The sequence below is a fragment of the Caulobacter sp. GW821-FHT12A07 genome, from assembly GCF_058807655.1.
Genome location: NZ_JBXAQX010000009.1, coordinates 42730 through 55372 on the forward strand (window position 1 = coordinate 42730; position 12643 = coordinate 55372).

The following is a 12643-nucleotide window of genomic DNA, read 5'->3' on the forward strand; positions in this document are numbered from 1 at the left end:
CGCTCACCCTCACCCGTGAAATCCCCGCGAAGGCGGGGATTTCACGGAGAGAGTTACTCCGCGGGAATTGCTTCTGGAGCCGCGACCTCGGCCTTCACCATGACCATCGGCTTGAGGTCGAGGTCGTGGAACAGGCGGCTGTCGTCGTCCATGTCCGGCAGGGGCGTGGTCAGCAGCTTGCCGCCGACGAAGATCGAGTTGGCGCCGGCCATGAAGCACAGGGCCTGCAATTCGCGGTTCATGCCTTCGCGGCCGGCCGACAGGCGGACCATGGCTTTCGGGCAGACGAGGCGGGCGACGGCGATGGTGCGCACGAACTCGATGGAGTCGATGGCCTTTTCGCCTTCCGCCAGGATCTGGTCGCCCAGCGGCGTGCCGCTGATGGGGACCAGGCCGTTGATCGGCAGGCTGTCGGGATGCGAGGGCAGGGTGGCCAGCTGGTGCAGCAGGCCGGCGCGGTCGCGGCGGGTCTCGCCCATGCCGACGATGCCGCCGCAGCAGGTGCTCATGCCCGCGTCGCGCACATAGGCCAGGGTGTCGAGACGCTCCTGGTAGGTGCGGGTCGTCACCACGTCCTTGTAGTAGTCCGGGCCGGTGTCGAGGTTGTGGTTGTAGTAGTCGAGGCCCGCGTCCTTCAGCTGCTTGGCCTGTTCGGCGGTCAGCATGCCCAGGGTCGCGCAGGTCTCCATGCCCAGCGCCTTCACCCCGCCGATCATCGCGGCGAGCTTGGGCAGATCACGGTCCTTCAGCTCGCGCCAGGCCGCCCCCATGCAGAAGCGCTGGGCGCCGCCGTCGCGGGCGGCCTTGGCCTTGGCGATGACCACGGCCGGCTCCATCAGCTTCTCGGCCTTGAGGCCGGTCTTGAAGTGGGCGCTCTGGCTGCAGTAGCCGCAGTTCTCGGCGCAGCCGCCGGTCTTGACCGACAGCAGCTGCGACAGCTGCATCTCGGAAGGGTCGAACCAGGCGCGGTGAACGCGCGCGGCCTCGAACACCAGCTCCATGAACGGCAGGGCGAACAGGGCCTCGACCTCGGAAAGGGTCCAGTCGTGGCGGGGCTGTGCGGAGATGTTGATCGGCGTCATGGCGCGCAGGTTTGAACTTGGGCGATCCGAATGGCAAGACGGCCCGCGCATGCGCACCGATGTTGCGTTGCGGAAGCCAAACCCCGCCAGGCCGGTTATAGTCGTATGATGGACCGCGAAATCGAACTGAAGTTCCTGATCGCCCCGGAGGCTTCCGACGCGGTCCTGGCCCGTCTGGACGGTCGCGAGGCCGTGCGCCGGCTCGACGCCACCTATTACGACACCGCCGACCACGCCCTGCGCCGGGCGGGCTTCGGCCTGCGGGTGCGCGACGGCGACGGCGGCCGCAAGCAGACCCTGAAATCGGCCTCGGCCGGCGGGGTGTTCGCGCGCGGCGAATGGGAGGCGCCGGTCACCGGACCCGGTCCCGACCGCGACCTGCTGGATCAGACCCCGGCCGGCCGCATCGTCAACGGCGACGTGCTCGCCCCCGTCTTCGCCACCAAGGTCGAGCGCACCCTGCGCCTGGTCGAGCACGGCGGGGCGACCATCGAAGCGGCGCTGGATCGCGGCGAACTGCAGGCCGGAACCGACCGCGCCGCCGTCAGCGAGCTGGAGCTCGAACTGAAGACCGGCGCGCCCGCCGCCCTGTTCGCCCTGGCCCGCGACCTGATGGCCCACGCGCCCCTGCGCCTTTCCCTCGTCAGCAAGGCCGAGCGCGGCTACGCCCTGGCCCTGGGCGAGACGCCGTCGGCGCGGCGCGAGGCGGCCGTGCTGCGGCCCGACATGACCGCCGCCGAGGCCTTCCAGGCCCTGGGCAACACCGCGCTGGGCCGTCTGTGCGTCGCCGCCGAGACCCTGGCCGACCTCCCGGGGCCCGAAGCGGTGCACGAACTGCGCGTCGCCGCCCGCCGGCTGCGCGCCCTGATCAAGCTCTTCCGGCCGCTGACCGGCAAGCTGGCCGCGACGCCGGCGCTCGAGGCGCTGAAGGCCCTGGCCGACGCCCTGGGCCCGGCCCGCGACCTCGACGTCTATATCGCCGGCGTCTGGCGTCCGGCGGTGTCCGCCGATCCGCAGCCGGTCGAGGGTCTGGGGGCGTTGGGCAAGGCCCTGGTCGAAGCCCAGCAGGGCGCCTATGCCCGCGCGGTCGACGCCGCCCAGCCGGAGCGCTTCGGCCCGCTGGCGCTCGACATCGCCGCCTGGCTGGAGACCGGCGACTGGCTGGAGGATCCCGAGCGCGCCGAGGCCCGCCGCGCGCCGGCCAAGGCCTTCGCGACCAAACAGCTGAACAAGCTGGCCAAGGACGTGCTGAAGCGCGGCGAGGACTTCGACGCCCTCGACATCGAGGCCCGCCACGCCTTGCGCATCCGCGGCAAGGGCCTGCGTTACGCCATCGACGCCCTGGCCCCGCTGTTCCCCGATCATCCCAAGCGGCTGGAGCGGTGGTCGGCGGCGACCCGCCAGATGCAGGACGCGCTGGGCGGCCTAAACGACGCCAGCCTGGGCGCGGACCTGGCCCGCGCCGCCGCCCTGGCCGACGGCGACCCCGAAGCCGCCTACGCCGCCGGTCGCCTGTCGGCCGCGCCGGAAGGAACGGAGAGCCTGACCCGCGAGGCCAAGGCGGCGCTGGACGACCTGGCCGACCTCAAGCCGTTCTGGTGAGGACCGGCTGGTCGCCTGAAATCACGCCGACCGCGGCGAAGCCCCCGATGAGGCCTGACGCCTTGAACCGGTTACGGAAATCGCCCGAGCAATAGATTTTGTGGCTCAGCAGCGGGCGGAAGATCTGAGCCTCGCCGACCATGTCGCGCCTGGCGTAGACCTTCCCAAAGGGGTTCGGCTCGACAAACCGCATGCCTGGATACTCGGACTGGATGCATTGGGTTCGGTCGTGGTCCAGCGCGTCCAGATACCTGACCACATCGCACAACCAGTAGCGGGGGCCATCGTAGGGACCGCCCTCATCAAGGGCGACGTCGAGCGGGTGAAAGCGGAACGCCTCGGGATCGCTTGCGAGGAAGAAGCTTCGGGCGCGGTCGGAAACCACCCAGAACCGGCTGCCCGCCGAGCCGTCGATGTCGGCGATCGGCAAGCCGGGCCTGGTCGCCGAGCGGACCTTTCGCGGCGCCAGCAACACAGGCGGCGCGAAGCCTTCCGGAAAGCCGGTTCCGGGCTGATAGGCCTGGCCCCCAGGGTGAGCGATCGGTCCGGCGGGGACTTCGCGCATCCATCCCAGTTCGCCGTCGGGATACAGCCATCTGATGCGCGGATCGGTTTTGCCCGGCCAGACCGGCATTACTGAATAGAGGCGCGAGGAGGCCGCGGCCGTTTCTCCCATCTCTCGCCCTTCCGCAGTGAAGGCTCCATCCTAAGTGGAGCTTCCATCTTAAGTGCAGTCTGGGCGATGGCAATCGCGGCCGTTTCTATTTGCCCTTCTTCGGTCCGGCCTGGGTGGTCTGGGTCGTGCGCACCGCCACGCCGTCGCCGCGGGCCTGCGCCACCAGCGAGGCGCAGTCGGCGTCCTTTTCCAGGCCCGGCGTCACGAACGGCAGGATGGCGGCCAGCGGGTTGATCAGCGAGCCCAGCGCCGCGGCGACGCCGCCCTGGGCGAAGGCCCCGCTGGTCTGCAGGCTGATGCGGGGCGCGCCCAGAGGACCCTTGATCTCGATCGGGATGAACAGCCGCACCAGGCGCGGCTTCTTGCTGTCGCCCTCGATCTGCAGGTCCAGGCGCTCGGTCTCCAGGTTGATGGTGCCCTCGCCCTTGGCCAGGACCACGCCGGTGTCGGCGATGATCTTGTCGGCGCGCATCACCCCGTTCCTGACGTCGAAACTGGCCACGGCGCAGCGCAGGCTGGTCTCCTTGGTGTCCTTCGACAGCAGCATCAGCAGGCCCTTGGAGGCGTTGACCCCCAAGAGCTCCGCGAAGGCCTGGCGCACCTGGCCCTTGGGGGCGACCAGGGTCACCGTGCCGTTCGACGAGGCCGCGGCGCGGTGCACCGAATTGCCGACGCCGCGCAGCTTGGCCCGGGCGACGATGCCGCCCTCGATGGCCGGCTTGCCGCCGCTCTTCAGCGGAATGAAGTCCTCAAGCTTGGCGTTGGTCAGGCGCAGGTCGAGGTCGGTGACCGGCACGTTGGGCCGCGCGTCCAGCCGCACCTTGCCCGCGAGATCGCCGCGCGAGAAGGTGAAGGCGATCGGGTCCATGTTCAGCACGCCCTTATCGAGCGTCAGGTCCAACCTGACCTTCTGCAGGGGGAGGTTCGGCGCGTTCACCGCCAGGGCGCGGTAGGTGACCTTGGCGTCCATGGCCCGCACGCGGTCGGTCTGCAGGGTGGCGTCGGGCAGCAGGCGGCCGGTGGCCTCGCGTTGGCCGGCCTCAACCTTCTGGCCGGCCGAGGCGGTCTCGCCCCGGCCCGTGGCCGGCGCGGCGCCGACCAGGCTGCCCAGGTCGTCGAAGTCGAGGCGCTTCGACCGCAGATCAGCCTCCAGATAGGGCCGCTCGCGGTCGACCAGCACGAAGAGGTCGCCGCTGACGTCGCTGTCGCCGATCCGGCCGTTCAGCTTCTCGAAGTCGAACCGGCCGCCCTTGCGCACCAGGTGGCCGCTGATCCTGTAGGGCGGGGTGTTGGGCAGGGTCAGGCCGGTCAGGCCGTAGAGCCGGTTCAGGTCGCTGCCGGCCACCGTCAGGTCGCTTTCGAAGCGGCCCAGGTCGAACGGCTTGGTGATCGAGCCCTCGGCGCTGACCTGGGTCGAGCCGGCGCTGACCTTGGCGTCGAACGGGTAGGGGCGGCTCGGCGAGATGTTCAGCAGCGGGCCGCCGGTCACCCGCGCCAGGAACGGCGAGCGGTTATACTGGCCCTTGCCCTCCAGCACGAAGCGGCCCTTGCCGTCGCCGCTGGCGTGTTCGTTCGAGCTGACCGTGCCGATGAACAGCACGTCGCGCGAGCGGTCCTCGACCCGCAGATTGCCCTCGTTGATCACGAAGTGCTGGATCGCCGGCAGCTTCAGCGGCTTCGTGCTCTTCTTGTTCGGATCGCCGAAGGTCCAGTTGGCGCGGCCCGAGGCCTCGCGCAGCAGGCGCACGTCGGGCCGGTCCACGGCCACCAGCGGCAGGATGACGTCGCCCTTCAGAAGCGGCAGCAGCTTGATCTGTACCGCCACCCGGTCGACCCGGGCCATGTGTCCGGCCTGCGGACCGGTCTTGGGCGCCCAGTCGGGCTGGCCGAGATAGAGGCCGTAGGCCTCGGCCTTGGGCGAGAACGACCAGGGATGGACGCGCAGGTCGCCGTCGATCCGCACTTCGCGGTGCAACTGGGCCGAGGCGAAGCGGCCGACCGGGCCGCGCAGCATGTTCCAGTCGAACCAGACGACGAAGGCGATGATCGCCGCCAGGATCAGCAGCGCCGCGCCGATCCCCCAGCGCGCGGCGCGCGGCAAGGCGCGCCACGAGCGGCGTCGCGGCGTGGCGGTGGCCTCGGGCGGAGGCGGCGGCGGTGGCGTAACGGAACCTTCCGGCATCCGCCTACAACGCGTGGGCGGCGCCGTTTCGTTCCAAGGCGAGCTGTTCGCCCCCGTTTAGGAGGCCCGTTTAGTAGACGAGCTTCAGGCTGCCCACGATGACGGCGGCCGCCACGAAGGCGACGATGGCCACGATTTCATAGGCCTTGAAGAAAGGCCGGCTCGGCGAGCGCATGTTCGATAGTCCCCCAGATCCCACTTTGACACTTGAGCCGCCTTCGCCCGCAAGCGTCACGCCAGTTCGCCCGAGACGGGTTTTCCTTCGCGCCCTGCGGACATAAGGAAATCTTTATGTGAATTTGCCACTGTCGGCCGTGCGCGCTATAAGGCGGGCAAGACAATCCCCCGATCCAGGAGCCGACCGTGGCCGACTACATCGTCAAGGACATCTCGCTCGCCGATTTCGGCCGCAAGGAACTCGCCATCGCCGAGACCGAAATGCCGGGCCTGATGGCCACCCGCGCCGAATACGGTCCGGCCCAGGTGCTGAAGGGCGCCCGCATCGCCGGCAGCCTGCACATGACCATCCAGACCGGCGTGCTGATCGAGACCTTGACGGCCCTCGGCGCCGAGGTCCGCTGGGCCTCGTGCAACATCTTCTCGACCCAGGACCACGCCGCGGCCGCCATCGCCGCCGCCGGTATCCCGGTCTTCGCCTTCAAGGGTGAGAACCTGGTCGAGTACTGGGAATACGCCCACAAGATCTTCGAGTGGCACGACGGCGGCTACCCGAACCTGATCCTCGACGACGGCGGCGACGCCACCCTGCTGTGCGTGCTGGGTCCGAAGGCCGAGAAGGATCCCTCGATCCTCAACAACCCGACCAACGAGGAAGAAGAAGCGCTCTACACCGTGATGAAGCGCTACCTGGCCGAAAAGCCGGGCTTCTATTCGGCGATCCGCGACGCCATCGGCGGCGTGTCGGAAGAGACCACCACGGGCGTGCACCGCCTGTACCAGATGGCCGCCAAGGGCGACCTGCCGTTCCCGGCCATCAACGTCAACGACAGCGTCACCAAGTCCAAGTTCGACAACCTCTATGGCTGCCGTGAAAGCCTGGTCGACGCCATCCGCCGCGGCACCGACGTCATGCTGTCGGGCAAGGTCGCGGTGGTCTGCGGCTACGGCGACGTGGGCAAGGGCTCGGCCGCCTCGCTGCGCCAAGGCGGCGCCCGCGTGATCGTCACCGAGATCGACCCGATCTGCGCCCTGCAGGCGGCCATGGAAGGCTACGAGGTCCAGACCCTCGACGACGTCGCCGGCAAGGCCGACATCTACGTGACGGCGACCGGCAACAAGGACGTCATCACCGTCGACCACATGCGGCAGATGAAGAACAACGCCATCGTCTGCAACATCGGCCACTTCGACAGCGAAATTCAGATCGCCGGCCTGCGCAACTTCAAGTGGGACGAGATCAAGCCGCAGGTCCACCACGTGGAATTCCCGGACGGCAAGAAGATCATCGTGCTGTCGGAAGGCCGTCTGGTGAACCTGGGCAACGCCACCGGCCACCCCTCGTTCGTGATGTCGGCCAGCTTCACCAACCAGACCCTGGCCCAGATCGAGCTGTGGACCAACAAGACCGCGTACAAGAACGAGGTCTACACCCTGCCCAAGCACCTCGACGAGAAGGTCGCGTTCCTCCACCTGGAGAAGCTGGGCGCCAAGCTCTCGAAGCTGAACAAGGAACAGGCCGACTATATCGGCGTGCCGGAAGCCGGTCCGTTCAAGCCGGACCACTACCGCTACTAGGAGCGCGCTTGGTATCTTTGATCAGGAGCCTGCAAGCAGGCTCCGGGCGTTCGACGGAAAGCCCGCTCTTTGGAGCGGGCTTTTTTGTTGCGGATCGACCAGTGGACGAGCCGCCGTGGTTTTGCCTTCGTGACGCCCTGTTCAAGTTCCGCAGGCTCGGCTAACTGCTTTGCCCATGCCGCTCGCGCTTCTCATTTCCAGCCACGTCGCCGGCAGCCAGGTGGGCGCCACCGCCCAGGCCGCCGCCCTGACCCAGTTCCGCATCGACACCATGGTGGTCCCCACCGTGCTTTACGGCCGCCATCCCGGCTGGGGCGTGCCCGGCGGGGCGCCGGTGCCGATCGAGGTGGTCGAGGGCATGCTCGACGGTCTGGAGGCCAACGGCCTGTTCGGCCTGACCGACCTGGTCATCACCGGCTATTTCGCCAGCGCCGCCCAGGTGCGCGCCGCCGCCCGCGCCATCGACGCCGTGCGCGCCGCGCCGCGCGACGGCGCCGCCGCCCGCAAGCCGACCATCATCGTCGATCCGACCATGGGCGACGCCGGCAAGGGCCTCTATGTGCCCGCCGAGGTGGCCGAGGCCATCGCCGCCGACCTGATCCCCCGCGCCGACATCGTCGCCCCCAACGCCTGGGAGCTGCAGCGCCTGACCGGCGCCGAGGTGCGCGATCCGGCCGGGGCCGTGCGCGCCGCCCGCCTGCTGAACAAGCCGGTGATCGTCTCGTCGGTGCAGCGCGGGAACGAGATCGGCGTGGTCTACGCCGACCGCAAGGAGGCCTGGCTCGCCGCCCACGCCAAGGCCGAGCGCTCGCCCAGCGGCACCGGCGACCTGCTGACCGCCCTGTTCGCGGCCTCGATCCTCGAAGGCCAGACCCTGTCCTACGGCCTGGCCCGCGCCGTCGGCGGCGTCGCCGAGACGGTGACCGCCGCCAACATCTGGAACGCTCCCGAACTGCCGATCGTGGCCATGGCCGCCCGCATCAAGCAGACCTCGCCGACCGTGCGGATCGAGCGGCTGGCTTAGCGTTCGAGACCTCGTCGCCGAAATCCGATCCTAGATGCATCTCGGGTAAGGACCGTAACGCTTCGCGGCGGTGCTTTCGCAGCAGCCGCGCCTGCCAAGAAACCTCATGGCCGCGTCGTCGGATTCGTACATGGCGCAGCTGGCCAGCCAGCCGTTCCTTTCCTGGTTTTCCGATTGGGACAGCGGCGGGCGCGACTGACCGCCCGACGTCATCTCCCGCATGCTCTGATAGGAGTAGTAGTTGGTGGCGTCGTCCTTGCCCTGCCGCGACGAATTGGGGTCGCGCCATCGGATGACATAGAACGGGCCTTCGCGGTGAACGCCGGTCACGATCACCGGGTAGAACTGGTTGTCGCTGCGGCTGTAGAGGTAGACCGTTTGATTGACGAGGCCGTCGTTCCAAACGCCCTCGGCGACCACGTTGCATCGCGAGCAGGGCCTCTGGGCCTGGGCTTGGGTAACCGTCCGAGCGGGTATCGCTCCGAGGGCGGCCGCGAAGGCGAGCGGCAGAACAACGAACAGCCTTTTCAAACTCGGCATGGCGGTGTCCAGAATTGTTTATCAATCCAAGGTTGATATTAACCCTTAAGCTTAGCCTTGGATAGTGTCGGTCGCTAACGAACGAACTGCCGCTCTAGGTTCTCCAGCACCAGCGCCGCCATCGCCTCCCGGGCTTCGACCGTCGCGCTGCCCCGGTGCGGCTGGAGCACGACATTGTCCATCGCCAGCAGCGCCTGCGGCACGTTGGGTTCGTCCTCGAAGACGTCGAGACCCGCCCCGGCGATCATTCCATCCGCCAGCGCTGCGACAAGGGCGGCTTCGTCGACCACCGAGCCGCGCGCCACGTTGATCAGCAGGCCGTCGGGTCCCAGCGCCTCCAGTACGGCCGCGTCGACCAGCGGACCGGCGTCGCCGGGCGTGACCAGGAACAGCACGTCGACCGCCTTCGCGAGGTCCAGCGGACTGGCGTGGTAGGCGTACGGGACGCCCTCCACCGGCCGGCGGCTGTGATAGGCGATGCCCGCCGCGAAAGGCGCGGCCATTTGGGCGATCGCGCGGCCGATCTGGCCCAGGCCCAGGATCCCCACCGTGCGTCCGGTGGCGCGCCGCGCCAGGGGCAGGCGCTCGGCCCTGGGCCAGCGGCCTTCGCGCACATAGCGGTCGGCCGTGACCATGCGGCGTGACAGCGACAGCCACAGACCGATGGCCAGTTCGGCGACGTCCTGCGTGAGCACGCCGGGCGTCGTGGTCACGGCCACGCCCCGGGCGGCGGCGAGGTCCAGATCCACCTTGTCGAGGCCGACGCCGTGCACCGCGACGATCTCCAGGGCCGGCAGGCGGTCCCATAAGGCGTCCGGCACGCCCAGATCGCCGCCGGTGACGACCCCGCGCACCCTGGGGCCGACGTTCGTGATCAAGGCGTCCGGATCGGCGGCGCGATAGGGGCGGTGGACGACGTAAGCGGCCTCCAGCCCGGCTTCGAGCTGCGGCGACAGGGCCTTGAGCTGCAGGATCTCGGGCTTCATCGGCGGGCTCCGTTACGCGGGGGACTGTCCTTCGGATGACAAACCCGGGCGCGCCGGGCTAGAGCAAAAGCCATGAGCCTCGACATCACCGGCGTCTGCCCCGCCCCGTTCGCCCAGGTCTACGAAGCCTTCGAGGCCAATTTCGATCCGGCCTCGCCGGGCGACGGCGAGCTCGGCGCGCGCTTTTCCCTGGCCATCGACGGCGAGATCGTCGTCGACCTGATGGCCGGCTTCGCCGATCGGCGACGGGAAGTCGCCTTCGGCCCCGACACCCTGACGCCGCTGTTCTCGACCACCAAGGCGATCGCCGCCCTGCTGGTCGCGCGCCTGGTGGACCAGGGCAAGCTGACCTACGACACGAGCGTGGCTTCGGTCTGGCCGGAGTTCGCGCAAGCCGGCAAGGAGGCGATCACCGTCGGCCAGGTGATGTCGCACCAGGACGGGCTGTCGGGCTTCCTCGACGAGGTCGATCCGGCCATCTGGTTCGACTGGGAGGCGACGACGGCGAAACTGGCCGCCATGGCCCCGCTGTGGCCGGTCGGCACGGCCAGCGGCTACCACCCGGTGACCTTCGGCTATACGGCCGGCGAGATTTTCCGTCGGGTCGACGGCCGCACCATGGGCACGGCGCTGCGCGAGGATCTGGCCGTCCCGCTGGGCCTGGATATCTGGATCGGCCTGCCCGACAGCGAGCACGAACGCTGCGCCGACCTGATGCGGCCGACCGCCTTCCCCAAGTTCGGCGAGATCAACGACGCCATCCGCGCCGCCTTCATGACCAAGTGGGCCGCCCCCGGCGGCCGCGGCACCGGCGAATGGCGGCGGGCCGAGATCCCCTCGGCCAACGGCCACGCCACGGCGCCGGCCCTGGCCCGCCTGATGGGCGCCCTGGCCAGCGGCGGCACGCTGGACGGGGTCAAGGTGCTGTCGCAGGAGACGATGGAACTGGCGAGGGCCGAGCGCATCGCCGGCCAGGACCTCGTTCTGCCCTACGCGATCAGCTGGGGCGCGGGCTTCATGCGCAACACCCCCAACTTCTTCTACGGCCCGACGGCCGACGCCTTCGGCCATTCGGGCTGGGGCGGCAGTTGCGCCTTCGCCGATCCGAAGACGGGCGTCTCGGGCTCGTACGTGATGAACCGCCAGGGCAACGAGCTGATCGGCGACCCGCGCGCGGTGAGTTTGATCAAGGCGGCTTACGCGAGCCTGTAGGGAAGGCTCTCGCCCTCCCAATAACTCCCGTCATTCCCGCCCTTGTGGCGGGAACCCCTCTCTCAGCCGCAGGTGCGGATGGGGCGGCGTGCTCAGCACGCCGCTGGCGCGTCACGTGCGAGCGGAACCAGGGGTTCCCGCCACAAGGGCGGGAATGACGGGGAGAATGGGGAAGGGGCCCTACAGCCCCAGCCGCCCCCTCAGTCGCTCGGCCACGGCGCCCAGGGTGATGGTCGCCAGGGCTTCCTGCACCTCCAGCGGCACGCCTTCGGGGGCGGCCTGCACCAGCTTGGCGGTGAAGTCGGTGATGGCGGTGATGTGCTGGGCCAGGTGGTCGACCGTGTGCAGTTCCTGCATCACGGCCAGGCGCGATTCCGCCGGCGTGTTCTCGAGGATCTTGCCCAGGGCGCTGTCCAGGTGGCCGCAGGCCTCGGCGGCCAGCGACATCTCGACGGAAAGGGCCTCGAGCACGGCGGCGAGGTTGGGCGTGGCGCCAGCATCGGTAGTCATGGTTTCCCCCTGCGAAAGACTGCGGGCATACCTGCAATCGCGTCCGTTGCCGCCGACTTAAGCGTCGGCGGCCATGCGACAAATTGACCAACGTTTTGTCACGCCTGAAGTTCTCAGGCCACAGCGGGCGCGGCCCTGAGCCTTTTCCAGGCGCCGTAGGCGAACACCACCACCCCCAGCCAGATGAACACGAACGACAGCGCCCGCAGCGGCGTGAAGGCCTCGCCGAGGAAAACGCCGAGCAGGAACTGCAGGGTCGGGGCGATGAACTGCAGGAAGCCCAGCGCGCTCAGCGGCAGGCGGCGGGCCGACCAGGCGAACAACGCCAGCGGGATCACCGTGGCCGGGCCGGCGACCAGCAGCAGGATCGCCGTGCCGGCGCCTTGCGTGAAGTGCCCCGCGCCGCTGGCCTGCAGATGCCAGACGTACAGCAGTCCCGGAATGGCCAGATAGGCGCACTCGATGAAGAGGCCGGTCTGGGCGTCGGCCTTCACCTGCTTTCGCACGATCCCGTAGACGCAGAAGGTCAGGGCGAGGCCCAGCGACACCAGCGGCAGGTGGCCCAGGGCGATCGTCTGGATGGCGACGCCGACGGTGGCGAAGCCGATGGCGACCTTGCCCTCGGTGGTCATCCGCTCGCGGAACAGCAGGGCGCCGGCCGCCATGTTCATCAGCGGGTTGATGTAGTAGCCGAGGCTGGCCTCGATGACGTGGCCGGCGTTTACCGCCACCACGTAGATCGTCCAGTTGCCGAAGATGGCCAGGGTCGACAGGGCCAGCAGGGCCAGGGTCTTGGGCTGGCGCATCACCGCCGCCACCTGGCCGCTCTGCCGGGCCAGAAGCACCAGCCCGCCGGCCCACAGCACCGACCACAGCGTGCGGTGGGCGATCATCTCGAACGAGGTGACGCCAAGCGTCGCCAGGGTGTGGAAATAGAGGGGCAGGAAGCCCCACATCACATAGCAGCCGACGCCGGCCAGATAGGCCGAACGCGCGTCGCTCGAAGCGCTGCTGGTGGAACTTGGGGGCATGGACCGCACCTTTCGCGGAGGGATCTGACAGGGAGTCGTCCCG

General features: G+C 69.0%; 11 protein-coding genes. 4 read left to right on the forward strand and 7 right to left on the reverse strand.

The features are described from left to right. Positions 1–53 precede the first annotated feature (53 nt). The gene (bioB, locus tag AC1RRS_RS17830) at positions 54–1082 is read right to left on the reverse strand and encodes a biotin synthase BioB (RefSeq protein WP_492856277.1); all 1029 of its coding nucleotides are present in this window, start codon (positions 1080–1082) and stop codon (positions 54–56) included. A gap of 108 nt (positions 1083–1190) precedes the next feature. On the opposite strand from bioB, the gene AC1RRS_RS17835 reads away from it, so the two are divergent. Further along, complete coding sequence (locus AC1RRS_RS17835; protein ID WP_492856278.1) at positions 1191–2684, forward strand: CYTH and CHAD domain-containing protein; 1494 nt, start codon at positions 1191–1193, stop codon at positions 2682–2684. Here AC1RRS_RS17835 and AC1RRS_RS17840 read toward each other — a convergent pair. After that, positions 2668–3360 (reverse strand): imm11 family protein, encoded by a 693-nt coding sequence (locus AC1RRS_RS17840; RefSeq protein ID WP_492856279.1) that lies wholly within the window; start codon positions 3358–3360, stop codon positions 2668–2670. The two genes, AC1RRS_RS17835 and AC1RRS_RS17840, sit on opposite strands and share 17 nt — an antisense overlap. A gap of 85 nt (positions 3361–3445) precedes the next feature. Next, complete coding sequence (locus AC1RRS_RS17845) at positions 3446–5461, reverse strand: AsmA family protein (RefSeq protein WP_492856280.1); 2016 nt, start codon at positions 5459–5461, stop codon at positions 3446–3448. Positions 5462–5905: 444 nt separating this feature from the next. Between AC1RRS_RS17845 and ahcY the strand changes: the two genes are divergently transcribed. After that, positions 5906–7297, forward strand: coding sequence for an adenosylhomocysteinase (gene ahcY / locus AC1RRS_RS17850; RefSeq protein ID WP_110119885.1), 1392 nt, complete (start codon positions 5906–5908; stop codon positions 7295–7297). Positions 7298–7472: 175 nt separating this feature from the next. After that, complete coding sequence (locus tag AC1RRS_RS17855; RefSeq protein ID WP_492856281.1) at positions 7473–8321, forward strand: PfkB family carbohydrate kinase; 849 nt, start codon at positions 7473–7475, stop codon at positions 8319–8321. Between the two features lie 30 nt (positions 8322–8351). Here AC1RRS_RS17855 and AC1RRS_RS17860 read toward each other — a convergent pair whose 3' ends face one another. Together AC1RRS_RS17860 and AC1RRS_RS17865 are read right to left on the reverse strand one after the other, a co-directional pair. Then, positions 8352–8861: a hypothetical protein gene (locus AC1RRS_RS17860; RefSeq protein WP_492856282.1), complete on the reverse strand. Its 510-nt coding sequence runs from the start codon at positions 8859–8861 to the stop codon at positions 8352–8354. A 74-nt stretch (positions 8862–8935) separates the two neighbouring features. Continuing rightward, positions 8936–9847, reverse strand: a complete 912-nt coding sequence (locus AC1RRS_RS17865) for a 2-hydroxyacid dehydrogenase (protein WP_492856283.1) — start codon at positions 9845–9847, stop codon at positions 8936–8938. Between the two features lie 72 nt (positions 9848–9919). On the opposite strand from AC1RRS_RS17865, the gene AC1RRS_RS17870 reads away from it, so the two are divergent. Further along, positions 9920–11059 (forward strand): serine hydrolase domain-containing protein, encoded by a 1140-nt coding sequence (locus AC1RRS_RS17870; protein ID WP_492856284.1) that lies wholly within the window; start codon positions 9920–9922, stop codon positions 11057–11059. A gap of 180 nt (positions 11060–11239) precedes the next feature. On the opposite strand, the gene AC1RRS_RS17875 is transcribed toward AC1RRS_RS17870, so the two are convergent. Next, positions 11240–11569 carry a DUF8776 family protein gene (locus tag AC1RRS_RS17875; RefSeq protein WP_492856285.1) on the reverse strand — a complete coding sequence of 110 codons (330 nt, stop codon included), beginning with the start codon at positions 11567–11569 and terminating at the stop codon, positions 11240–11242. 113 nt (positions 11570–11682) lie between these two features. Further along, positions 11683–12600, reverse strand: a complete 918-nt coding sequence (gene rarD, locus AC1RRS_RS17880; RefSeq protein WP_492856286.1) for an EamA family transporter RarD — start codon at positions 12598–12600, stop codon at positions 11683–11685. Positions 12601–12643: the final 43 nt, after the last annotated feature.

Excerpts from the sequence above, each read along its gene's own strand:
- AC1RRS_RS17865 (WP_492856283.1), bottom strand. The coding sequence starts at position 9,847 with ATGAAGCCCGAGATCCTGCAGCTCAAGGCCCTGTCGCCGCAGCTCGAA.
- bioB (WP_492856277.1), bottom strand. The coding sequence starts at position 1,082 with ATGACGCCGATCAACATCTCCGCACAGCCCCGCCACGACTGGACCCTT.
- AC1RRS_RS17835 (WP_492856278.1), top strand. The coding sequence starts at position 1,191 with ATGGACCGCGAAATCGAACTGAAGTTCCTGATCGCCCCGGAGGCTTCC.
- AC1RRS_RS17870 (WP_492856284.1), top strand. The coding sequence starts at position 9,920 with ATGAGCCTCGACATCACCGGCGTCTGCCCCGCCCCGTTCGCCCAGGTC.
- AC1RRS_RS17855 (WP_492856281.1), top strand. The coding sequence starts at position 7,473 with ATGCCGCTCGCGCTTCTCATTTCCAGCCACGTCGCCGGCAGCCAGGTG.
- AC1RRS_RS17860 (WP_492856282.1), bottom strand. The coding sequence starts at position 8,861 with ATGCCGAGTTTGAAAAGGCTGTTCGTTGTTCTGCCGCTCGCCTTCGCG.
- rarD (WP_492856286.1), bottom strand. The coding sequence starts at position 12,600 with ATGCCCCCAAGTTCCACCAGCAGCGCTTCGAGCGACGCGCGTTCGGCC.
- AC1RRS_RS17875 (WP_492856285.1), bottom strand. The coding sequence starts at position 11,569 with ATGACTACCGATGCTGGCGCCACGCCCAACCTCGCCGCCGTGCTCGAG.
- AC1RRS_RS17840 (WP_492856279.1), bottom strand. The coding sequence starts at position 3,360 with ATGGGAGAAACGGCCGCGGCCTCCTCGCGCCTCTATTCAGTAATGCCG.